This is a genomic window from Luteococcus sp. Sow4_B9, assembly GCF_052116585.1.
GTDB lineage: Bacteria > Actinomycetota > Actinomycetes > Propionibacteriales > Propionibacteriaceae > Luteococcus.
In genome coordinates this window covers 1-22,117 of the sequence record NZ_JBQKKT010000021.1, presented here as the reverse complement: position 1 = coordinate 22,117, position 22,117 = coordinate 1, and the positions used below count along the sequence as shown (strand labels likewise).

The window sequence follows — 22,117 nt, the reverse complement described above, 5'->3', positions numbered from 1 at the left end:
GGCACCTGGATCTGATGCCCCCTCTCCCCTCCCCCTCTTGCAGATGGATGGACCCATGAGATGGACCAAGGCCCTCGTGCAGATGACGCTCGCCCTGATGGCGGCCTGCGTGCTGATGCCCGTCGCCGCGGCCGAGGCGGTCGATGACGGGAGCGTCACGATCGTGGCGCAGCACAACACCGACGCGGGCGCCGTGCCCCGCAGCGGGATCGAGTTCACCATCGGGCTGGTGCCCGGCGTCGATCCGACCACGCCTGCCGGTCGGCTCCAGACGGAGGCACTGCGCCTGGCACTGCCCACTCGACGCCCATCCGTCACCAACATGCGGACCTTCGCCGCAACCGACCTGGCCGGTCGCACGGCAATCCACGGCCTGGCCGACGGGGTCTACCTCGTCCACGAGACGGGGATCCGCTCCGCCGGCCGCCTGGTCGCCGACCCCACCCCCTTCCAGGACATCCTGGTCTCCCTGCCGATGAACGCCGCAGGGCAGGCCCCCACCCGCAGCCTCAAGGTCATGCCCAAGCCCATGGTCCTCACCCCCGCGGCGTCGGCCACCCCCCACCCGTCGCAGGCACCGACGACCATCGCGCCGGCCACCCCCCGGATCAACTCCGGCGGCGGCGCGGACCTCAGCCGCTGGTCCCAGTGGCTCACGATCCTCGGCGGCATCGCACTGGTCGCCGGCGCCTTCGCCGCCACCCGCCGCAGTGAGCAGGACGAGGCGAAGCCCGAGGCCACGCCGTGAACGACGGCTCGACATCCCACACGCAGTTGGCACGACAGTCAGGAATGCAGGACATGGTCACCACCCACACCCCCAGGGCCAGAGCCCGCATCACGGGAAGGCGCCCGTCGCTGGTCCTCGCGCTCCTGCTCGGCCTCGTGTCCTCGCTGGGACTGTTGGCCGGAACCCTGCCGGCCAGCGCCAACACCGTCACCGCCACGGGGACCATCACCGGTGGCACGTGGGTGTTGACGGACACCACCAGCCCCGCAGTCTTCCCGGCCGCGGGCGGCACCATCACCCACACCATCACGATCGAGAACAAGAGCGGCGTCTCGACCGACCGCACCGCCGACATCCTCATCGACAAGGCCAACATCTCGGCCGGCTGCGACGCCGGCAGTCTCAAGTGGGCCGACGGAACCACCACCTGGCCGCGGGCCGTCTGGGGTGGCACCAAGGTGGTGGCCACCTGCACCCAGACTTGGGCGGCCAACACCACGGGCAAGGAGATCACCCTGAAGCAGCCGGTGACCATCACCGGTGCCAAGCGCAATGGCGTCACCCTGGCGAACCTGACCGTGACGCAGCCGCTGGCACAGCCGTCGTCGACGCCCACCAGCACCAATGCCCTGACCGGAGTGAGCAATGGCTGCACCCTGACCAGCTTCGGCGTCAACAGCGGCTCGCTGTCGTCGGTGTGCTGGCTGGCCACTGCCGGCTGGGATCCGATGACCATCGGCAAGACCACCGGCACCCAGACCGTGGTGGTGCCCAATGCCGACGGCACCCCGTCCGACTGGACGCTCACCTACACCGTGAGCTTCACGGGCAACGACTTGAAGCTCACCACCTACAACTCGCCCACCTGGAGCGGCGCGGCCCTGGGCATGAGCAACTACGGCGGCGCCAACATCCCGTCCTTCTACAACACCGGCACCGGCATAAACACCAGCTTCCCCCAGATGATCCAGGGCGGAACCGAGACGGTGACCCTCAACAACCTCAAGCTGGTCAACACCCGGACCGGCGCCACCGCCACCAGCGGGTGGGGTCTGGTGATGGCCGATGCCGAATCGACCAACTCCCAGGTGGACATCCCCGAGGTCTTCAAGATGACCTCCAACAAGCCCATCCAGAACTTCCTCGGCACGGGAGGCTCCCTGGGCCTGTACCACGTCACAGACTGCGCCGACACCGGGTGGGGCACGACGACGGTCAGCTGCACCGGCACCGGCAACAACTACACCAAGGCCATCGTCGGCTATGCGGACGCCCCGACCACCGCGGCCATCTCCCTGACCACCAGCAACTACTCGATGCAGGGCGGCGCCTTTGGCATCTCCCTGCCCAATGTCGAGATCAACAAGGACGTCACCGGCCGCGTGAACCCGACCGACCAGTTCCAGGTGCAGGTCAAGGACTCCGCCTCCACCGTCGTGGCGGCGGCCACCACCACCGGCACGGCCGTCCTGGACCCGGCCACCGGCACCCACCAGGCAAGCACCGGACCCAAGGCGGTCCTGGCCGGAAGCTATGGCTTCGAGGAGCTCTCGGTGGGCGGCACCGACCTGACCAAGTACACCCAGACGTGGACGTGCACCGACCGGTCCGGCCTGACCACCACCGCGCCCACCTTCGCGGGCGCCACCAGATCCGCGACGCTCGTCTCGCAGGGAACCACCACGGTCGGCATGGGACAGATCATCAGCTGCACCGTGACCAACACACCCAAGCCGCGGATCACCCTGGTCAAGAACCTGCTGCGGGCCAGTGCGACGGACCAGACGACGCTGAGCGTCAAGAACGGCACCACCACGCTGGCCAGCGCCACCACCACCGGAAGTGACACCACGGCCACCACCACGGCCACCACCGGCGTCGTCACCATCAACCCCACCAGCGGCACCACCTACCCCGCGATCACCCTGGGGGAGACCACCGCGAACGCTGCGGGCTACGTGACCAGCTACACCTGCACCAATGGCACCACTGGGGGCACCACGGTGGGTTCCGGCACCGCCACCAGCCTCACCATCACGCCCAAGGGCAATGACGACATCACCTGCACCTGGACCAACATCCCCAAGCCCAGGATCACCCTGGTCAAGGAACTGACCCGCAATGCGGCCACCGACCAGGCCACCGTCAGTTTCGCCAGTGGCGCCACCGTCTTGGGCACCACCACCACGACCGGCAGCACCGTGGGAACCAAGGTCACGGCCACCACCGGCATCGTCACCCTGGCCGCGAATGCCGACGGCAGCTACCCCGCGCTGTCCTTCACCGACGTGATGAGCGCCAATGCCGGCAACTACACCTCCACCTACCAGTGCACCAACACCACCAGCGGGGGCACCACCGTCGCGCTTGCCACCGGCACCAGCTTTGCGCTCACCCCGAAGGTGGGTGACAACATCACCTGCACCTTCGTCAACACCGCCAAGCCGGCGCTGAACATCACCAAGAAGGTCAACTCCGTCTCCCCCGTCGCGGCCAACGGTGACTTCACCGTCGTCTACGACGTGGTGGCCCAGAACACCGGCGCCGTGCCGGCCACCTACGGGCCGATCATGGACACCCCGGCCTTCGCCTCCAACCTGGCCATCACCAAGGCCGAGTGGAGCATGAGCGGCAGCAACACCTGGACCACCCTGACCGGTGCCGCCCCGTACACCATCGGCACCTCGAGGACCCTGGCGGCCGGAACCCGCGACACCTACCAGGTGCGGATCACCTTCCACGCCACCACGGCCACCGCCACTGCGGCGGACACCTGCTCGGCCACGCCGAAGCCCGGCGAGGGGCTGTTCAACTCCGTGACTGCCACAGGGGAGACCGGCACCACCGCGGACAACTCCGCCTGCGCCTCCGTCACCCCGCCCACCCCGACGCTGGACCTGCAGAAGAAGGTCAAGGGGGTTGCCGACACCAACGGCAATGGCATCACCGACGCCGGTGACGTGATCAGCTACAGCTTCACCGTCACCAACACCGGTTCGGTCACCCTGGCCCCGGTCACCGTCACGGACCAGCTGCTGGGCCTGACCGACATGGCGTGCGCCGCCAGCCTGGCCCCCGGCGCCTCGGCCACCTGCGACGCCACGAGGACCTGGACCATCACGGCAGCCGACGTGACCGCCGGCTCCGTGGTGAACAAGGCGATCGCCACCGGAACCCCGCCGTACACCGGAACCGACAACCCGCCGGTCAACTCCCCCGAGCGCAGCACCGTCACGCCGGTCGCCCCGCTGGGCAGGGCCGTGGTCACCAAGACCGACGCGACCTCCGGCGCCACCCTGTCCGGAGCCGTCTTCTCCCTGTTCCAGACCACCTCCACCGCCTGGGACGGATCCACCCCCGCCCCGGCCAGCGACGTCTGCCGGACGGCCACCGCCCCCGGCAGCACCCCCGTCGCGACGGGCCTGACCACCGGCTCCGACGGCAGGGTCACCCTGACCGGGATGCGCCTGGCCGGCTATGACTACGCCGCCAACCAGCCCACCGTCGCCGGCTCCGCCTACACCGTCTACTGCCTGGTGGAGACCACGGCACCCGCCGGGCACGAACTGCTGGCGGCGCCGGTCACCTTCACCGTCGAGTCCTCCACGACTCCGCAGCAGGTCACCGTCACCGACGTCGTGCACAACCTCGGCAACGCGCTGCCCAGCACCGGCGGGCACGGGGTCGGACGCGGACTGGCCGGCCTGCTGCTGGCCGCGCTGGCTGCCGCCCTCGTCGCCTCCCGTCGTCACGGCCGGCGCGCGTGAGCAGCACCCCCACCACTGCTGGAGGGACGGCGGTGCGACGCCGGGAATGGCCCTACCGGGTCGCCGTCGTCGCACTGCTGCTGGCCAGCATGGGCGTCACCCTCTTCCCCGTCGTGGGCACCTGGTTCAACGACTGGAAGGCCGCGCAGCACGCGCGCCATGCCGTGGAGGAGCAGTCCCGCTCGCCGCTCAACGCACAGTGGCTGGCCAAGGCCCGCGCCTACAACGCCTCCCTGCCCGCCAATGCCATCAGTGACCCGTGGACCGGCAGTGATCCGGGCAAGGACCCCAAGTACCGCACCTACCTGGCCCAACTCGCCGAGACCGACGTGATGGCCAGCCTGCGGATCCCGAGGCTTGACGTCGTGCTGCCCGTGCGGCACGGAACCACCGAGGCGGTCCTGGACCGGGGCGCCGGGCACATGTACGGCAGCTCGCTGCCCGTCGGCGGCCAGGGCACCCATGCCGCCCTCGCCGCCCACCGTGGCCTGCCCAACATGAGTGCCTTCGACCGGCTGCCCGAACTGCGCGTCGGGGACCAGTTCTTCTTCGACGTCGCCGGCCAGACGTTCGCCTACCAGGTGACCCGCACCGACGTGGTCCTGCCCACCAACCTCAAGCCGCTGGCACGCAATCCGCACAAGGACCAGGTGACCCTGATCACCTGCACCCCCTACGGCATCAACAGCCACCGCCTGCTGGTCACCGGGGACAGAATCCCCCTGTCCCAGGCTCCGCAGGCCACCCAGAGGGACCGATTCGTCCCGCACGTCCAACCGTGGATGCGGATGCGACTGGGACTGTCCGCCCTAGCCCTGCTCCTGCTCGGATGGCTCGTCGTTGGATGGGTCCGGGAGGACCGGCGCCGTGCCCGTCGGAAGCGCCAGGCCCGCCGCGCCGACGTGCCGGGTGCGGCATGAGCACCACCACCCGCTGGGCCATCCGCCTGGTCGCCGTGGCGGCGTCCCTGCTCCTGGTGGTCCCCGCCGCGCAGCGACTGTGGCATGCCGACGACGCAATGCCCCTGCCGGGAAGCACGTGGAACCTGCCCTCCGCCCGGACAAATCCCCGGGCGGCGACACCCCCCACCAGCCGTGAACCGCGGATGGTCTTCATCCCGGAGCTGGACGTCGCCGTCGGATTCCACGACACGACGGTCACCAACGGATGGTTGGACCTCGACGACTCCCTAACCACGGGTGTCCACCACGCCAACGGCTCCACCCTGGACAAGGGCGCCTTCCTGGTGGCCGCGCACGTCAACAGCCGCAACCTGACGCTGTCCCCCTTCGCCAGGCTCTGGCAGGTTCGTCCCGGGACCCAGATCTGGGTGAACGACGCCAAGGGCAGGCCGCACGCCTTCGTCACCACCGCCCTGTCCAGTCACCCCAAGCAGGCCCTCCCCCGGCGGATCTTCCAGCCCGACGGAGAGTCCAGGCTGGTACTGGTCACCTGCGGAGGCAAGCTCACCGTCCTGCCCGACGGGTCCCGCCAGTACGCGGACAATGTCATCGTCGAGGCCCTGCCGCTGCCCTGAAGCGTCGCAACGCGCGTCGTGGCAAGGGAACGGGCATCGCGCCATCCAGGATGGCGAGGTGCTACATCATCGAGACGCGATGACCGTTGCCACCCAGCGTAGACATGGACAGTGAAACCACCGACTGCCATCCAGTCTATGGACACAGCGCTGATCTTCTCGAACAGTCGTGCGTTCACACGCCGGCGTGCTCTCTCGAGGAGACCTAGCGGATCGCCGAAATCGTTCTGTTGCAGGTACGGAAGGCTTCGCGGAGGCAGTTTCTGCTGCTGTGGCGCATCGCCGCATCACCCTGGCTGAGCTCGTCGAACAGCTCGCCGAACTGGGTACTCCAGTCTCGATGGCCACGCTCAGCTATTGGGCCAATGTGTCCCGCGTCAAGCTTTCTGGCAGGATTTCGGGCTCGGGAAAGTTGGGGATGCTGGGGTCGGCCAGACCGCGGTGGACGTCCGGGGGCCGGTTCCAGGACAGCGCTTGGTGCGGGCGGATGGTGTTGAACTCGGCCCGGTAAGCATCGGCCTCACGGGCCAGGTCGAGCGCGTCGTCGATCTGTTCGCGGTAGAGCCGCTCGTACTTCAGGCTCTGGAAGGCCCTCTCGCGGACGCCGTTCTGCCCGGGCGTCCTGACACGGGTCCGGACATGACGCAGCTCCGGGTGCGCGGTGATGAAGTGCACGAAACGGAACGAGCGGAATGGGCCGCCGTTGTCGGTGACCAGCGTGATCGGGACGATCTCACCCGTGTCGGGGTCGGTCAGATGGTCGACCATGGACACGCCGCCGTCGAGCATCGCTTCGGCCTCCGCCAGCGCAAGTTCGACCCCGGCGATGGCGTCGTGCTGGTTCGCGGTCGGGGACCAGTGCCAGCCAAACTCGTACTTCGAGTAGTAGTCCGCAACACCGGCGACTCGCCACGTTCCGCCGCCGGTGGTCTCGTACTCACTGAAGTCGAACTGCCAGACCTGGTTCGGCCTCGTGGGTGGCGCGGCGAACGCGGCCTTGCGCTGCTTGGCAAGTTCGCGGCGCTGCTTCTGGTAGTCAGAACGGAGCAGGAGGTCTTCGTCGGCCATGATCCGCAACACCGTCGACGGCGAGACGAGGTGCCCGTCGTGACGGACCATGGCCCAGATCAAGTGACGCCCCCAAGCAGGATGCTTGCTGGCCATCGCCACCACAGCCGCTCGGTGCTGGTCACGTGATGGGGCCGGCCACGGCCCCTTGACCGGTTTGCCGGCCCGGGCTCGTGCTTGCCAGCGTCGCCACGTTCGTTCGGGAATGCCGAGCAGTTCGCAGAACCTCGAGGTCGACATTCCCGCCTCTTTCCGGATTACCTCGAGGTCTTCGAAGGGCCCAGGCGGCCCTCCGCGCTACAACTTCTGGACACGCAATTCGACTGCTGCTTCGCCGAGCGCGAGGGTGAGGTCCTCGACCTGGGCCTCGAGTTGGGCTTCGCGGGTCGACGGGCCGGACTTCCCGGCCGCGAGTGCGGTCTTGCCTGCTTCGAGGAACTCGGCCTTCCATCGGCCGATCGACTGCTCGGAGACCTTTTCCTTGCGCGCTGCTTCGGCCACCGACACCTCGCCGGACAGCACGCTCAGCACGATCCGGGTCTTGGTCTCCGGGCTGAACACCGGTGGTCGTCCCATGATCGGGTCCTCCTGCTCCCTAGACGCCGATCATGCCCTCATAACCGGCCTGCCAGAAAGCTTGACGCGGGACATTGACACCCTTGAGGGGAACGCAAGTCACTGGCGTTTCCCCCATCGCTGGTCGGTGATGAGGTGGTCCGCTTCGTCGTCATGTCGAGCCTCTCGTCGTGGGAGATACGTGGGAGATGAATGTCCACACAAGTCCCTCGGAGGCCCCTTGGTGCTGATCGGACCGAGACATGAAACAAGGCGTTCCCCCCTAGTCACCTAGGAGACACGCCTTGTGAGCGAAGTTCTTGAATTGGTCGGGGCGACAGGACTCGAACCAAGGGACTTCGCCCGCGTTCCCCCAGTTGACTAGGCGTTTCCCCCGTGGACCCGGAACCCATTGCGGCGCCGTGGGACATATGTGGGACACGGTGGGCGATGGTACACACCAGACAGCCACCTTCGGCAGGCTCATTTCGAGCATGACTCCCTCACGGCATCAGCAACCATGCGCCTTCGTCGGCTATCCACATCTTGCTCACGCAGGAACCATCAAGGACCGGGTCCAGGAACTTTGCCATGAGCTCTCGTGCAGCTGCGGCGTCGTACGCGCGGATGGCGGGGATCGTCTTCGCCTTGGCCGCATAGATGCGCCCCCATGCGGCGGGGACTATGAAGGCGCTGGGAAGGTCGAGTCTGCGCATCATGGCCTCGGTCGCCAAGGCAGTGCCTAGCTCGTCGCCGTTGATGTCGTGAGTGGTGGCGATGAGGACGAGGTCGACGAGGTCCTTCTCCCGCGACGATGGCCGGCCCTTGTGGCCTTCCAACGTCGCGCAGGCCTTGTCGGCGATCTGGTCCACCAGGGGATAGAGCCGGTAGGCAGCCGAGGGCAGCCGGGGCAGGTCGAGCGCATTGGCGGGGTGCTGGACCTCCGGCGGCACTGTGGTGGCCACCTTGACCACCAGATCCACGTTCAACCTCCCGCGCCTGGCGGCGCCAATGTAGACCTCGAAGCTGACGCGATAGCCCTCAGCGTAGGGCTGCTGGTCACCACCAAGGGTGGGCCGGTGGTCGACGTGCTCGAAACGGAACCAATCACCGAGATCACGACCGGCGGCCGCACGAAGCTCTGCAAGCGCATCGTCCAGGCCGTGACCCTTGAGGAACAGATCGAGGTCCGTCGTCGACCTTGCCGCGGGAACCCGGGCCAGCAGGCTGGCCCCGCCCTTCAGCATCCAGCCCCCGTCTGAGAGGAAGAGCCTGGTCAAGAATCTGTCAAAGTACGCCTGCTGGATCAAATCACCGACACTACGATCGGGATCCAACTTGGCTGCCTTCCGGGCGGCGTCCTTGATGGCGGCTTCTACCGCGACTGGCGTCGGGTATGGCTCGGGGCTCATGGTTCCAGCTTCCTCACTTGAGCCGGGATGCTGCTCGCCAGTGCTTCACGGATGGGCTGGAGCATCTTCGAGGTGGCTTCCTGCTGATCCTTCAGGACGTTCTGGGGGATGGTCATGACCGGCAGCGCTGGGGCAAACTGCTCTAGACCCGGAATCCTGACCGGTGTGACGACTGGTCTCATCGCCGCGATGACATCCTGACCCAGCAGCCCGATGAGGTCTGGCGTCGGGACCACAGACCTCATGGCCGCGAGATCGGGGAACAGGTTTTCCAGGACTCGGGCAGCCAGTTCCGGCGCAGAAGCGACACGGGCCGCGACGCTGTCGATGTCGAGGCCAGCGAGTTCCTCAACCCTGCGCAGGAGGGCAGCGCCGTCACCCTTGGGAAGCCCGTTGCGTTGAGCCAGTGGCGCCAGGAGCTCCTCCAGTCGGTCGCGGTTGACGGTCATGCGCAGGCTCGCGTCTCGGTAGGCATCGGAAACAGTGCTCAGGTCCTCGTCCGTCTCGACCAGGTCGGCGATGGTACGTTCCACCGTCGTGACGGGCAGGCCCCCGGCGATGGTGATGTCACTGTCGGGAAGCTTGCGTGACCGGTAGCGGATGTCGGTCTTCTGTGTCTGCCGACGTGCCGCGGTGGTGAAGCTCACTTTCGTGGGGCGAAAGTCGCCAATCTCGAGCAGGTTCGCCGCGGACGCCAGCGAGACGACAACCTCCGACCGATGGTGGGCCAGACGTTCATAGGCCAGCGCGGTTGGCTTCGTGGAAAGCCACGCAGCACGGAGCTCGTCAAGTTCACCAGAAGGAGTTCCGCCATCCCGGTAGACGCCATGGGCAAGCCTCACCAAGTCGCCCGTGTCAGCGAGCCGGCTCAGCTGCATGTGACTGACGCCGCGCGCAAGCGCCTGCCGAGACGTCACCAGACCCCACTGAGACCCGGTGATCTCGGCCAGCGTCCTGCGCACCTCACCACTCTTCATGCTGGAATACTAACATTCATTATGTTAGCAACCAAGCAGCTGCGCTAAGGTCGACAGGAGAGAGCTCCGGCACACAGGGCCTCCGATCGAGGTCCAAGTCCGGCGCCGTAGCATGCCAGTGCGCTTTCGGGGACTTCATCGTCCATCCCAGATCTTCCCAAAGGCGCTCGCACTGAAGACAGCGACTGCACGCTGCCACGCAGATACCCCGCCTCACCTGATCGTCAAACAGCTCCTCCTCGAAGCCGACGAACTCATCGCCCAAGGCACCCCTGACCACGAGGTCGACGACCTCATCACAAGCTCGGTGAGCACTGCCCAAACTTTGGAGTCCCCGCAGGGACTGCGTGCGGTAGCCTGGAACCAATCGTTCAGCCCGCCCCGACCTCGGTCGGGAGTGGGCTGGATCTCTCTCGGAGGTCCGGGCCAGCTCAGCCTCGTGAGTTGATGACGTCCCTCAGCGCTTCGAGCTGGGTATGGACGATGTCTTCAACCCAGGCGCGGTCAATGCGGAAGTACTCGTGGATGACGACATTGCGCAGACGCCGAGCTGTTCGTCACCGAAGTGCGTCGCGTACTCACGGCAACTTGTCGATGCTCGCAGAAATGTCGCTGAGCCGCTGCTCGTCCGACCGACTCCCAACGGCACCGCATCTGCCAGCGCCGTCTCCGCAACGCCGTCACGCAGAATCGAGGCCGTCACGACGTCAACCCGGCAGCCGAGCAGGCCGCCCAACTCCTCGGTCAGCCCCGCAATTCGGAGCAGGTCATTGCCTTGGCCGGGAACCAGATCAACCAGCACGTCAATGTCGTTCTCGGAGGTCGCCTCACCACAAGCCACCGACCCGAACAGGCGCGGATTGACCGCGCCATAGCGACGAAAGACCTCATCGATGCCCTGAGCATGCGCATCGAGACGCACGCGCGCATCCCGGCTCTCCACAGTCATCGTCATGAATCGATCCTAACCGGCACCCTGATGCTGCCGCCGACCTGCCGCACCTCGATCTGCAGCGCCTCACCCAAGCAGCGGCGTGGACCTTCCAGATGAGGTCACTGCGGCCAGCTCACCGTGCCAGTCCGGCCGCGTCGAACTCCTGCTGCAGCCGCGGACGACGGCGATGGACCTCGCGGATCTCACGAACGACGGCATCGAGATCGTCGCCTTGGCCAGCGGCGATGGCGAACTGCCGGGCGCGAACCAGGAGACTCGCCGCGACACGGTAGTGCCGCGCACCCGTCTCACGGAGCTCATCGTCGGCCAGCCGGACCAAGACAGGCACAGCCTCTTCGGGGTGGGAAGGGCCCCTCGCCTCAGCCAGCTCGCCCCACAAGCCAGCGCCCACCAGGTCCGCGTGCTCGTGGGCCACCTGCCACGCGGAATCCACATCAGCCAGCTGACGCAACAGGAAGGCCACGGCCTCCCACGGGCGCCTCTTGAGGCGTCCAACCACCTGCTGCTGCAGTCCCGGCCATCTGTCGCCCGCGGCTGCGTGCACCTGCGCCGCGGTGCTCTGGTTCGGCCATCGCTCAAACAGCTCCAGGCTGGAGGGCAACACCTCGCCGGGGCGGTGTTCTGCCAGCAAGTCCAGCCACAATCTGCCTGCCCGAAGGGCCTGGTGCTCGGGCGGCATCAAGGCCGCCCGCCGGGCCCAGTCAATGGCCCGCTCCACGTCCGCGATCTCAACGAATGCCTCAGCCGTCTCCAGCGCCCACGCCGAAACCGACCCGTCCCTGGCGTGAGTGGCGATGATCGCCTCCACATCACGATCCAGCACGGCGAGCCGGCGGGCATTGTGCTCCAGCACGAACCGTTCATGCGAGTAGCCGTCGCGAGCCTGCGCACACCCAGCCAGGTCGGACTGTCGTCGGGCCAGTTCCGCGCGGTAACGCGCGATGCCCGCTTCCCCCAGCACCGGCGCGTAGGCCACCGGATCCAAGGTGAAAAAGTCGCACTCCTCGTCGAATTGGAACTTGATCATCCACGCCACCAGCCGTCCCGGCGACACCTTGGCCGCCGTTGCCGTCACCGGATGCAGCGCAATCAGACGCTGACAGGCATCCCCGATGATGCCGGCCGAATCATCGGCACGCATGATGATCCGCAACGACGACATCAACGCCCGCTGACACACGTCATGGACCACCGAAGCATCCACGACTCCCACCGCCCCCTCAAGGATGTCAACCGCCTCATGCATCTGGTAGCCGTGCTCATTGGCCGCCCGATACCGATGCAGGTCACCACTCGAGCGGATCAAGGGCAAGACCTCGTCGGCCAGCTCGCTTCGCATGCATCCATCCTGCCACCAACGACATTCATGGCACACCCCTGGCAATTCGCCCTGCACCACAGGGTCACGAAACCTCGCTCACACCCATCAATATGCATCCAGACCCCTACAAGGTAGTCTTTTGCATACAGGAGGTGTGATGTGAAGACGACAGGTGTCCCGGCCGCCCTGGCCGCTGCCCCGCTGCGCACAGTGCGCCCCGTGATGTTGCGCGACCTGTACGCCAACCCAGAGAAGGAGCTCCTACGCCTGCAACGCGCCGGACGTGTCGTGCGCATCGCCCCAGGCACCTACACCGTCAAACCCGACGACATCGACCCTGACATGCCCTGGCGACCCAACCCCGAGGAAGCGGCAATGGCCTACGCCACAGCCCAGTATGGCGACCGAATCCCCGTCCTGTATGGCATCGGCGCCGCCCGCTTCCACCACGCCATCCCCCGAGCCATCGCCACCACAGTCATCGCCGTCCCGCAGCAGCACCGGCCCGTCGTCCTCACCGACCAGACAAGGGTGACGTTCACCACCACCGACGTCGACGCACTCGACGCCCGGCTAGAGACCGGCCGTCTGGGCGCCTTCCTCGTCACCACCCCCGAACAGACCTTTGTCGACCTGATCGCCCGACCCCAGCTTGGGGGCCTGTCCAACGAAGCCACCGCAGCCGTCAAGGCCTTGGCCGCGCACGTCGACCCCGAAACCGCGTTGGGTATCGCGAACCCACGAGCAAGAACCCTCGCCCGGGCCGTCGAGGAGGCACTGCCATGACCACCCCAGACAACAACACACCCCCTGCCCGCCGGCCACCCCGCGCCCGGGTGACACGCCAACCAGTCGCCCCAGCGAGCTACAAGCTCTCGGACGCGGATGCGCGGGCACAGATGCAGCACTACGGCGTTCCCCGCGAGTCGATCGAACACGACTTCGTCATCTCACATGTCCTGGCAGCCATCGCACCCCTGCGCGACCAGTTCGTCTTCTACGGCGGAACTGCACTCAGTCGCACCATCCTTGATGGCCTGCGTCTCAGCGAAGACATCGACCTACTCTCCATCGGACCCCGCCCAACGGTAGCCAAGGCGTTGGACGACGCGATCCGGACCCGACTGGCCCGGAGCTTCGGCAAGGTCACGGCCGAACCATCCCTCACTGCGGCGAAGCGAGACACCGAGGCCTGCATCTACCAGATCGGCGACACCCAGCTGCGGATCCAGCTCATCGATGGACGCAACTACATTCCGCTTCCCCACTGCACCGCCCTGGTCCACCAGCGCTACCACGCTCTGCCTGACCTGGAGCTCACCACGCCCACACCGGCCGGATTCGTGGTGGCCAAGACCATGGCGTGGAGTGACACCACCCGCAACGCACCCCGCGACCTCTACGACCTGTGGGCCTTGGCCACCGCCGGACACATCACCGCCGAGGCAGCACGCACCTATCAACGCATCGGCCCGACCGGCGGCTACCCCAAGCCCTGGAACCTGCCCACACGCACCCCATCCAGTGACAAATGGTCTGCCTCCTTGAACCACCAGTGCCAGCCGCAGGTCACTCCCCAAGAAGCCCACGACGTCACCCTCACAGCGTGGCACCGCGCCGTCACCGTTGCAGAGCAGTCGCCGCTCCAGACGGAGCACTGACCGGCCGGCACAGTCAGAACCCCCACGGCTTGGGTGGGCATGACACGCCCTGACGAACTGAGCGCCGATCGTCCCCTCGTCATCGAACAGCTGCTCCCCGAGGCCGACGAACTCAGCGCCGCCGGCGCACCCAACGACCAAGTCGACGACCTCATCCACGCCGCCCTGGAACTACTCACCGCCCAGACCCCGGCGGTGCGGTGATGGCCCGCCGACCACCCACCGAAACCCAGAAGGCAGAACGAGCCGAACAACTCGAGCACCTGCACGCACAGATCGCCAACAAGGCCGCCGACCTCACCACCACCGACCAGTGGCAGGCCTGGCTCCGAGTCGCCAGCCGCTTCCACCACTACAGCTTCAACAACACCATCCTGATCTGGACCCAACGACCCGACGCCACCCTCGTCGCCGGCTACACCACCTGGCAGAAGAGTTTCCACCGCCAGGTCACCCGCGGCGAACACGGCATCCGCATCCTCGCGCCCGTCACCCGCCGCCTCCCCAAACTCAAGCCCGACGGCACACCCCTCCTCGACGACAAGGGCAAACCCGTCATGGCCACCCAGATTGTCGGGGTCAAACCGACCAGCGTCTTCGACATCAGCCAAACCACCGGCGACCCCGTCCCCGAACCACCCCGCCCCGCCCTGCTCACCGGCCAGGCACCCGACGGCCTCTGGCAAGCCCTGGCCACACTCGTCGGCGACCGGGGCTTCCGCCTGGAGCGAGGCGACTGCCACGGCGCGAACGGCTACACCGACTACACCACCCGAACCGTGAAGATCCGCGACAACGTCGACGACGCCCAGGCCGTCAAGACCTTGGCCCACGAACTCGGCCACGTACTGCTCCACCAGCCCACCACCGACGCAGATCCGGTCTGTCGTGGCAGTCGCGAGGTCGAGGCCGAATCCGTCGCCTACCTCGTCACCGCCGCCCACGGCCTCGACAGCAGCCAGTACACCTTCACCTACGTCGCCGGCTGGGCCGAACAAGCACTCCCCCACCACCCCAACGGCACCACCATCGCCGACGTCATCCACACCACTGGCACCCGCGTCCTCAAGACGGCGCACCAAATCCTCGATGCCACCGCTGCACCAGACAGCACACGCTTCGTTGGCCAAGCCTTGGCAGAGACGGTCGCCCGCAACGTCGCGGCAGACCGCACGGCGATGCTGCCCGAACGCGCCGGCTCCCCGGTGGCATTCCCGGCAACGGCCATCTCGAGACCGGCCCACCAGGTTGAGGTGTCCGGCTGCTCCCCTGGGCGTGAGGTCAGTCCTGCAGCTCCACGTTCGTGACGGTGGCGGGCATCTGGGCGCCTCGTGAATGGACGGGCACCTTGCCTGCCGTCCAGCCGAGCCAGATCCGTGCGAACGGCGCTGTCGTGCTCGTCGTCCAACGCAGTTGCAGTTCGCGTCGTTGGCCGGGGAGCCACAGGCGGTCTCGGAGGTTGGTGGACACCGGCGTCATAGGAGAGGGCTGCGGGCTGTGGGTCGACTGAGCAGGCTGGTCGCTGGTGGTGCGCAGCCAGAGATGGTCGAGCTGGCACGGGAGATAGCTGTTGTTGCTGATGGCCAGGGTGGCGCCGCCACGATTGGGATTGGTCTGTTCATCCGAGGATGAGTGGACCGGCGACAGGGCTGCGGTGAGGGCGTCGGGCTGGCAGGTGGGGGCGACGAACTGTGTGACGCGGCCGACGTCGCCGAGGCTGACCTGGGTGGTCGGGGCGCTCCACGGGACCACCGTGATGCCTCCTGACTCGAGGTGGAAGGGCCGTCGCGGGGTGCCATAGCCGAAGTGGACCTGGACGGCGTCTACTCGCCCGGTCGTCACCTCGAGGGTCTGCGGTTGGTCTACCCCACCACTGGTCGGACGCCACGACAGGGTGGTGGTCGTCGACTCCCCCGGCTGCAGGCGGACCCGCTGGGCGCCACCTCCTCGGGACAAAACGCGGGCCTCTCCGCCGGTGATCAGCCGCAAACCCGGGCTGCCCACAACGTCGCACGGGGAGTCTGTCACGTTGCGAACCGACATCCTCAGTTCGTCGAAATTGCCGGCTGTGGACAGCTGGTCTGCCACCACCTCCACCTCGCCCGCGGGGCACACGTGGGTGAGGTCACCGGTGCCGGGCTTCGCCCACGGACGCTGGCCCTGAGCAGGAACTACTGGTGACAGGTCGTCCTCTGCGGGCGGAGTGGTGGGAGTATCCGCGGGGCAATCGGTGCCCTCCAGGACGAAGCGGTGGTCCTGGACGCGCACGGCGGCGCAGGCGTGCTCGTGGACGACTTCCGGCTCGAAAGGATCTGCGCCAGTGCGCGCCATCCACAGCGCCAGTGTGGGCTCGTCGCCTTGGTCCGGTAGGACACGGTATTGGAAGTCGTCCCACAGCTGCGGGTGGTCAACCCGGAAGACGGCGGGGTCAAGGACCTCCGCAACAGCCCCGGGAGCGCTGAGGTCTGCCCCGGCGGCCTTTTCCTCCCAGGCCCGCACCAAGGGTTGGTATCCGTCCATGTCATCCACGAAGGTGTGGCTGCTGCACCCGACGAGGGAAAGGGCCGCTAGTACGGCTGCGAGTCGAGCCCTGGGCCTAGTGGTCATCGGTTCCTCCTGAGGTGGTGGATCGCGCGGCGTGCTGCTTCTCCGATGGCGGCGTCGGTGCGGTGGTCGTCGACGTCGGTGAGGCGGTGGGTGAGGACTGCGACGAGGGAGTGCCGATCACCGGGGTAGGTGACCACGCCGATCTCGTGGCGCATGCCGCCGGCGGTGGCAGTCTTGCCCGCGACGTCGATGTCGGTGGCGGGGAAGGCCGCGGCCAGGCGCTGGTTCCACACCTGGCGGCGCATGAGGTCCCTGATGGTGGCGCACGAAGCCGGAGACGCTGCACGGGCGGTCCAGACCAGCTCGAGCATCCTGACCAGTGCCCGGGGCGTGGCGGTGTTCGTCGCGTCGGCCTCGAATGCGGCAGGTCCGTGGGATGTCAGCCGGTCGTACAGGTCACGCATCGGCTCTCGGACGCGGATTTCCTCCAGTCCCAGGCTCTCCAGTTCTTCGGCCATGGTGTCGGCGCCGACGGCGTCGAAGATTGCATCGCCGGCGGCGTTGTCGCTGATGGTGAGCGCCAAGTAGGCGGCGTCGCGCAGAGAGATCGTGACGGGATCGCACATGGCCGAGATACCGGTGGTGCCTACGCTGCGTCCGTCGGGCAAGAGGGTGACGCTGCGGCGCAGGTCGAGCTGGTCCCGGTCGGCCAGCCGGAAGGCCACCATGGTGGCCGCGACCTTCGAGATCGACACGATGGGCAGGGCCTCGTCCACGTGGCTGCCCAGCGTGGCACCCGTCGTCAGGTCGGTCACCTGCCAGGCGGCCTCGACCCCGACACGGGCGAACAGCTCATCCATGCCGTGCTCCCACCTTCGTCTGGGCAGCAGTGGCGAGCTGCTCGCCATGCTCCCCGACGACGTGCCAGACACGCAGCGCCCCCGGCAGGGGGTGCCAGAGGAGCTGGTTCGCCTCCGCGTCGACGCGATCGGTCACCAGACACGCGTCCTCGAGTGCGACCTGCACCACGGCAGTGGAATGCTCGACCCCCGCGTGCACAGCCGTGGCTGGGACGCCTTGGCTTATCAGCAGCGAGGCCAGGCTGTCCTGCTGCCAGTCGTCTTCGGCAAGCAACAGCACCTGCCCGTCGGCGAAGTCGCTGGGGTGCGGGATGACGCCTGCTGCGGCCAGGGCATGCCCCGGATGCAGCGCCAACCCGAGCGCGGTGCTGACCTCGTAGCTGCCACGTCCTGGTGCGACCACGAGGTGCTGGTCAAGGGTCTGTCCGCAGCGTTCCCGCGCTGGCAGCTGTCGGGGCACGATCCTGCGGTCCAGACGCTGTGACAGGTCGGCGGTCAGGTCCGTGACGAGCCAGATCGGCCACGTGTCGGGCAGGTCGACGCGGGCGACGGGGCGCTGTCCGGCATGGGTGGTGAGGATGTGCGGCAGATCGGCCGCCAGCTGGAGCATCGTGCGGGCTTCGGGGACCAGGAGGTTGCCCGCAGGGGTGAGTTCGATCTGTCGACGTGACCGGTCGAACAGTTCGCACCCCAGCTGGCCCTCCAGACTCTTGATGCGCTGCGAGAGCGGGGGCTGCGCCATCTGGAGGCGTTGCGCGGCGCGGCTGAAGGATCCCTCGTCGACGATGGCGAGGAAGTACTCGAGGTGCCGCAACAGATCCATACCCACCACTGTGCCCCGTTGATATGGGTCCTGTCCCATATCGGTCTTGGACTAGGACATGTCAGGTTTGCGGAGATGGTCGCATGGAGCAGACCATCATCCGTCGCCATCACCCCGTCACCCGGGCCGCGAACGCGCTCGTGGCCACCACTGTGGTCGTCTCGTGCCTGTCGGGCTGCTCCTGGGGAGGGCCATCGGCGAAGGACGCCGCCGCCAGCTTCGCCGAGTCCCTCGCCGGTGGTGACATCCGGTCCGTCTCCCCGGCGGCCCAATCCGACCTCGCGACGATCACGAAGGGCATGGACAGTCTTCGCCCCACAGTGACGGTTACGACGGCGGAGGAGGACGGCGACCAGGCACAGGCCACGCTGCACTTCACCTGGCCGCTGGCCACCGGGCAACTGGCCTATGACTCGTCCGTGCGCTTGACCCGCCAGGACGGGGTGTGGAAGCCGGTCTGGTCCCCCACCGTGGTCCACCCATCACTCACCAAGGACACGCGCCTCGCGCACCAGACCACTTGGGCCAAGCGTGCGGACATCACCGACGCGGACAGCGACCCGCTCATGACCTACCGCCCCGTGCAGCGCATCGGCATCAACAAGCCCGACATCCCCGCCAAGCAATGGCCCACCTCAGCGGCCGCGCTCGCCAAGGAACTCGACATCGACCCCAAGACCTACCAGGCCAAGGTCACCGCGGCCGGGAAGGCCGCGTTCGTCGAAGCCCTCGTCGTACGAGTAGATACCACTGACGGCCATGACCTGACCGGGATTCCCGGCGCCACGAGCATTCCTGACGAAGCCGTCCTGGGCCCCACCCGAACCTTCGCCACCGGGTTGCTCGGCACCGTCGCGCCCGCCACCGCAGAACAGGTCGCCGCGTCCAAGGGCGCCCTGCAGGGCGGCGAACTGGTCGGCCAAAGCGGACTGCAGGCCCGCTACGACTCCCAACTGCGCGGCAAGCCCGGCGAGCTGGTGGTGATCCGGGCACGCGCCACCGGCAGCATCCCGGACAAGGCCCTCTACCGCAAGGACGCCACCCCCGGCACACCGCTCAAGACGACGCTGGTGCCCAGCTGGCAACAGTTGGCCGAGAAGACACTCGCCACCACCAAACCAGCGTCGGCCATCGTGGGCATCAACCCCAGCAACGGGCACGTCCTGGCTGCCGCCACCGGCCCGGCCAACGCCACCTCCGCCGATGCGACCTTCGGCCGCTACGCCCCCGGCTCCACCTTCAAGGCCGTCACGGCACTGGCCCTGCTGCGCTCCGGGATGACCCCCGACAGCATGGTCAACTGCACCAGCACCGTGACCGTCGACGGGCGCCGCTTCAAGAACTACAACGACTTCCCCGCCGACCGGGTCGGCCGCATGACCCTGCGCGACGCCATCGCCCTGTCCTGCAACACCGGCCTGATCGCCGAGCACGCCCGCGTCGACGGCGCCAAGATCCGTGATGCCGCCGCCTCCTTGGGACTGGGACAGGACTACGACGCCGGACTGCCCGCCTTCTTCGGGTCCGCACCCGACCCCAAGAGCGTCGTCGGGCTGGCCGAATCCATGATCGGCCAAGGAATCATCGAAGCCAGCCCCATGGCCATGGCCACCGTCGCCGCCTCCATCCAGGCCGGACACACCGTACGGCCCGTCCTGCTGCCCGACCACCAGACGACCATCCCCACCGCACCCGAACTCACCCCTACCGAGGCCGACCAGCTGCGCGACATGCTCCACGCCGTCGTCACCCACGGATCCGGCCGGATGCTCACCGGCCTGGCCGACGGAGCCAAGACCGGCACCGCCGAATACGGCACCGACACCCCACCCAAGACCCACGCCTGGATGATCGCCTACAACCAGCAGGTAGCCCTGGCGACCATGGTCGTCGACGGCAACTCCGGATCGGGAACCGCCGGCCCCCTCATCGAGGCGATGCTGCGATGAGCCCCACCCGCCGACTCTGGAACCTGACCCTCTTCTTCGCCACCAGCGCCCTGTGCGGCGTCCTGGTCGCGGGCCTGGTCCTGCCACCCCTGCTGCTGGGAGCCGTCACCATCCGCGCCGTCGCCGAACAGTCCACCCAACTCGCCGAAGACCTCGCCACACCCCAACCCGCCGGCCGCACCCGCCTCCTGATGGCCGACGGCACCCACCTCGCCTGGCTCTACGACCTCAACCGCCAACCCGTAGCCCTCGACCAGGTCTCCCCCTGGATGGTCAAGGCCCAGCTCGCCGCCGAGAACCACCGCTTCTACGACCAGGGCCCCATCGACCCCATGGGCATTGCCCGCGCCACCCTCGGCAACATCACCACCGACGGACAAGCCGGCGGCGGCTCTGGCATCACCCAGCAATACGTCAAGATGCTGCTGGTCGAACAAGCCCTCCTCGACGACAACAAGGCCGGCATCCAAGCCGCCCAAGAACGCAGCATCACCCGCAAAGTCCGCGAACTGCGCTACGCAATCGGCGTCGAGCAAAAGCTCACCAAGGACCAGATCCTCACCGGATACCTCAACCTCGCCTACTACGGCGACGGCGCCTACGGCGTCGAAGCCGCCGCCCAGCACTACTTCGGCACCACCGCCAAGAAACTCACCCTCGCCCAAGCCGCACTGCTGGCCGGCATCGTCAAGAGCCCCACCGCCTACAACCCCGTCACTCACCCCACCGCAGCCCTGCAACGCCGCAACACCGTCCTGGCCCGCATGCAGGCCGTCGGCCTCGCCACCCCCAAACAAGTCGCCCACGCCCGCAAGGAACCCTTCCGACCCCAGACGGTCACCAGCGTCCGCTCGGGCTGCACCGGCACCCGAAATCCCTTCATCTGCGACGCCGCCCGCCGCGAACTGCTCACCTGGCCCGCCCTCGGCCCTGACGAACAAGCCCGCCGCAACACCCTGCACCGGGACGGACTCACCATCCGCCTCACCACAGACCCGGAGCTGCAGGACCAGACACAGCAGGCCATCAGCGACACCATCGCCCCCGCCGACCCGGCCATCGCCGTGATGAGCACCGTCCAACCCGGCACCGGACGCGTGCTGGCCATGGCCCAATCCAGACCCCAGATGGGATCCAAGAAGGGCCAGACCTGGTACAACCACCCCCTACCACTGGCCGACGGCGGCGCCGAAGGCTACCAAGCAGGCTCCACCTTCAAGACCTTCACCATGGCCGCAGCCTTCGACCAAGGCCTCACCAGCCACCTCACCTACGACAGCCCCGCCTCCATCAACCTGTCCGGGATGACCTTCGACACCTGCAACGGCCCGTTCACCTTCACCGGCAACCACACCGTGTGGAACCTCGCAGACCAGAAGTTCGGCCGCATTCCCATGACCACAGCCGCCCAGAAGTCCGTCAACTCCTACTTCATCCAGCTCGAACAAGCCGTCGGCCTGTGCCGACTCGCCCACACCGCCGACGCCGCCGGCATCACCCGCGCCGACGGCAAACCCTGAACCGCCCCGGGGTGTCCGGAGACTTGGTTTGGTGGCTCAGGCGGTGAGCTTGGGTCGATGGTAGTGCAGGTCCTCGGCCTGCATCGGGGTCAGGTCGTCCAGGGCCTCGTGGGGGCGGATGGTGTTGTAGAAGTCAACCCAGCGCAGGGTCTCGAGTTCGACGTGCTCGACGTTGCGCCAGGGGCCCTCTGGGCGGATCAGCTCGGCCTTGAACAACCCGATCGTGGACTCGGCCAGGGCATTGTCGTAGGGGTCGTGGTTCGACCCGACCGATGGATCGACTCCGGCCTCGACCAGCCGCTGGGTGAGGGCAAAACTGACGTACTGCGACCCGGCATCCGTGTGATGGACCAGCCCCGTGAAACTGGTGACGCCTTGCTGCTGACGTGACCACAGGGCCTGCTCCAACGCGTCCAGGACCAAGTCGGTGGTCAT

General features: G+C 67.3%; 20 protein-coding genes and 1 pseudogene. 10 read left to right on the top strand and 11 right to left on the bottom strand.

Annotated features, from left to right (window positions below; all coding sequences use genetic code 11):
• Positions 1-55: 55 nt before the first annotated feature.
• From ACTQ49_RS11890 to ACTQ49_RS11875, 4 genes are read left to right on the top strand one after another with little or no spacing between them, the layout of a single operon-like run.
• On the top strand, positions 56-748 hold the full coding sequence (locus tag ACTQ49_RS11890) for a hypothetical protein (protein WP_441828055.1): 693 nt from the start codon (positions 56-58) through the stop codon (positions 746-748).
• A 53-nt stretch (positions 749-801) separates the two neighbouring features.
• Positions 802-4,497 (top strand): DUF7507 domain-containing protein, encoded by a 3,696-nt coding sequence (locus tag ACTQ49_RS11885; RefSeq protein ID WP_441828054.1) that lies wholly within the window; start codon positions 802-804, stop codon positions 4,495-4,497.
• A complete protein-coding gene (locus tag ACTQ49_RS11880; protein ID WP_441828053.1) occupies positions 4,494-5,417 on the top strand; it encodes a class C sortase in 924 nt (307 codons plus the stop codon). Before ACTQ49_RS11885 ends, ACTQ49_RS11880 begins: the two co-directional genes overlap by 4 nt.
• Positions 5,414-6,034, top strand: a complete 621-nt coding sequence (locus ACTQ49_RS11875) for a class F sortase (protein ID WP_441828052.1) — start codon at positions 5,414-5,416, stop codon at positions 6,032-6,034. The genes ACTQ49_RS11880 and ACTQ49_RS11875 overlap by 4 nt, the downstream gene beginning before the upstream one ends.
• Positions 6,035-6,388: 354 nt before the next feature.
• Here ACTQ49_RS11875 and ACTQ49_RS11870 read toward each other — a convergent pair whose 3' ends face one another.
• From ACTQ49_RS11870 to ACTQ49_RS11840, 7 genes and pseudogenes are all read right to left on the bottom strand, one after another.
• Positions 6,389-7,153 carry a transposase gene (locus tag ACTQ49_RS11870; RefSeq protein WP_441828051.1) on the bottom strand — a complete coding sequence of 255 codons (765 nt, stop codon included), beginning with the start codon at positions 7,151-7,153 and terminating at the stop codon, positions 6,389-6,391.
• A 246-nt stretch (positions 7,154-7,399) separates the two neighbouring features.
• Complete coding sequence (locus ACTQ49_RS11865; protein ID WP_441828050.1) at positions 7,400-7,678, bottom strand: transposase; 279 nt, start codon at positions 7,676-7,678, stop codon at positions 7,400-7,402.
• A 482-nt stretch (positions 7,679-8,160) separates the two neighbouring features.
• Positions 8,161-9,069, bottom strand: coding sequence for a nucleotidyl transferase AbiEii/AbiGii toxin family protein (locus ACTQ49_RS11860; protein ID WP_441828049.1), 909 nt, complete (start codon positions 9,067-9,069; stop codon positions 8,161-8,163).
• Entirely contained in the window at positions 9,066-10,031 is a 966-nt protein-coding gene (locus ACTQ49_RS11855) for a type IV toxin-antitoxin system AbiEi family antitoxin domain-containing protein (protein WP_441828048.1), read from the bottom strand. Before ACTQ49_RS11855 ends, ACTQ49_RS11860 begins: the two co-directional genes overlap by 4 nt.
• 446 nt (positions 10,032-10,477) lie before the next feature.
• Complete coding sequence (locus ACTQ49_RS11850) at positions 10,478-10,555, bottom strand: hypothetical protein (protein ID WP_441828083.1); 78 nt, start codon at positions 10,553-10,555, stop codon at positions 10,478-10,480.
• Positions 10,556-10,713: 158 nt separating this feature from the next.
• Positions 10,714-10,995, bottom strand: a pseudogene (locus tag ACTQ49_RS11845) (nucleotidyltransferase family protein); the annotation flags it as partial.
• A gap of 118 nt (positions 10,996-11,113) precedes the next feature.
• Complete coding sequence (locus ACTQ49_RS11840) at positions 11,114-12,340, bottom strand: hypothetical protein (protein ID WP_441828047.1); 1,227 nt, start codon at positions 12,338-12,340, stop codon at positions 11,114-11,116.
• A 141-nt stretch (positions 12,341-12,481) separates the two neighbouring features.
• Between ACTQ49_RS11840 and ACTQ49_RS11835 the strand changes: the two genes are divergently transcribed.
• The 4 genes from ACTQ49_RS11835 to ACTQ49_RS11820 are packed head-to-tail and all read left to right on the top strand — an operon-like array spanning position 12,482 to position 15,290.
• A complete protein-coding gene (locus ACTQ49_RS11835; protein ID WP_441828046.1) occupies positions 12,482-13,108 on the top strand; it encodes a type IV toxin-antitoxin system AbiEi family antitoxin domain-containing protein in 627 nt (208 codons plus the stop codon).
• A complete protein-coding gene (locus ACTQ49_RS11830; RefSeq protein ID WP_441828045.1) occupies positions 13,105-13,983 on the top strand; it encodes a nucleotidyl transferase AbiEii/AbiGii toxin family protein in 879 nt (292 codons plus the stop codon). Before ACTQ49_RS11835 ends, ACTQ49_RS11830 begins: the two co-directional genes overlap by 4 nt.
• Positions 13,984-14,022: 39 nt before the next feature.
• Entirely contained in the window at positions 14,023-14,187 is a 165-nt protein-coding gene (locus ACTQ49_RS11825; RefSeq protein WP_441828044.1) for a hypothetical protein, read from the top strand.
• Entirely contained in the window at positions 14,187-15,290 is a 1,104-nt protein-coding gene (locus ACTQ49_RS11820) for an ArdC-like ssDNA-binding domain-containing protein (RefSeq protein ID WP_441828043.1), read from the top strand. Before ACTQ49_RS11825 ends, ACTQ49_RS11820 begins: the two co-directional genes overlap by 1 nt.
• Here the strand turns inward: ACTQ49_RS11820 and ACTQ49_RS11815 are convergent.
• The 3 genes from ACTQ49_RS11815 to ACTQ49_RS11805 are packed head-to-tail and all read right to left on the bottom strand — an operon-like array spanning position 15,265 to position 18,213.
• Positions 15,265-16,590 carry a DUF4232 domain-containing protein gene (locus ACTQ49_RS11815; protein ID WP_441828042.1) on the bottom strand — a complete coding sequence of 442 codons (1,326 nt, stop codon included), beginning with the start codon at positions 16,588-16,590 and terminating at the stop codon, positions 15,265-15,267. The two genes, ACTQ49_RS11820 and ACTQ49_RS11815, sit on opposite strands and share 26 nt — an antisense overlap.
• Positions 16,587-17,390, bottom strand: a complete 804-nt coding sequence (locus ACTQ49_RS11810; protein ID WP_441828041.1) for a serine hydrolase — start codon at positions 17,388-17,390, stop codon at positions 16,587-16,589. The genes ACTQ49_RS11815 and ACTQ49_RS11810 overlap by 4 nt, the downstream gene beginning before the upstream one ends.
• A complete protein-coding gene (locus ACTQ49_RS11805) occupies positions 17,383-18,213 on the bottom strand; it encodes a LysR family transcriptional regulator (protein ID WP_441828040.1) in 831 nt (276 codons plus the stop codon). The genes ACTQ49_RS11810 and ACTQ49_RS11805 overlap by 8 nt, the downstream gene beginning before the upstream one ends.
• A gap of 83 nt (positions 18,214-18,296) precedes the next feature.
• Between ACTQ49_RS11805 and ACTQ49_RS11800 the strand changes: the two genes are divergently transcribed.
• On the top strand, positions 18,297-20,162 hold the full coding sequence (locus tag ACTQ49_RS11800) for a penicillin-binding transpeptidase domain-containing protein (protein WP_441828039.1): 1,866 nt from the start codon (positions 18,297-18,299) through the stop codon (positions 20,160-20,162).
• Complete coding sequence (locus tag ACTQ49_RS11795; protein ID WP_441828038.1) at positions 20,159-21,682, top strand: transglycosylase domain-containing protein; 1,524 nt, start codon at positions 20,159-20,161, stop codon at positions 21,680-21,682. The genes ACTQ49_RS11800 and ACTQ49_RS11795 overlap by 4 nt, the downstream gene beginning before the upstream one ends.
• 36 nt (positions 21,683-21,718) lie before the next feature.
• Here the strand turns inward: ACTQ49_RS11795 and ACTQ49_RS11790 are convergent.
• A partial coding sequence (locus ACTQ49_RS11790; RefSeq protein WP_441828037.1) for an integrase core domain-containing protein occupies positions 21,719-22,117 on the bottom strand: 399 nt, incomplete at its 5' end.

Coding starts and splice junctions, on each gene's coding strand:
- ACTQ49_RS11890 (WP_441828055.1), top strand. CDS start 56: ATGAGATGGACCAAGGCCCTCGTGCAGATGACGCTCGCCCTGATGGCG.
- ACTQ49_RS11885 (WP_441828054.1), top strand. CDS start 802: ATGGTCACCACCCACACCCCCAGGGCCAGAGCCCGCATCACGGGAAGG.
- ACTQ49_RS11875 (WP_441828052.1), top strand. CDS start 5,414: ATGAGCACCACCACCCGCTGGGCCATCCGCCTGGTCGCCGTGGCGGCG.
- ACTQ49_RS11870 (WP_441828051.1), bottom strand. CDS start 7,153: ATGGTCCGTCACGACGGGCACCTCGTCTCGCCGTCGACGGTGTTGCGG.
- ACTQ49_RS11865 (WP_441828050.1), bottom strand. CDS start 7,678: ATGGGACGACCACCGGTGTTCAGCCCGGAGACCAAGACCCGGATCGTG.
- ACTQ49_RS11860 (WP_441828049.1), bottom strand. CDS start 9,069: ATGAGCCCCGAGCCATACCCGACGCCAGTCGCGGTAGAAGCCGCCATC.
- ACTQ49_RS11840 (WP_441828047.1), bottom strand. CDS start 12,340: ATGCGAAGCGAGCTGGCCGACGAGGTCTTGCCCTTGATCCGCTCGAGT.
- ACTQ49_RS11830 (WP_441828045.1), top strand. CDS start 13,105: ATGACCACCCCAGACAACAACACACCCCCTGCCCGCCGGCCACCCCGC.
- ACTQ49_RS11825 (WP_441828044.1), top strand. CDS start 14,023: ATGACACGCCCTGACGAACTGAGCGCCGATCGTCCCCTCGTCATCGAA.
- ACTQ49_RS11820 (WP_441828043.1), top strand. CDS start 14,187: ATGGCCCGCCGACCACCCACCGAAACCCAGAAGGCAGAACGAGCCGAA.
- ACTQ49_RS11815 (WP_441828042.1), bottom strand. CDS start 16,590: ATGACCACTAGGCCCAGGGCTCGACTCGCAGCCGTACTAGCGGCCCTT.
- ACTQ49_RS11810 (WP_441828041.1), bottom strand. CDS start 17,390: ATGGATGAGCTGTTCGCCCGTGTCGGGGTCGAGGCCGCCTGGCAGGTG.
- ACTQ49_RS11805 (WP_441828040.1), bottom strand. CDS start 18,213: ATGGATCTGTTGCGGCACCTCGAGTACTTCCTCGCCATCGTCGACGAG.
- ACTQ49_RS11800 (WP_441828039.1), top strand. CDS start 18,297: ATGGAGCAGACCATCATCCGTCGCCATCACCCCGTCACCCGGGCCGCG.
- ACTQ49_RS11795 (WP_441828038.1), top strand. CDS start 20,159: ATGAGCCCCACCCGCCGACTCTGGAACCTGACCCTCTTCTTCGCCACC.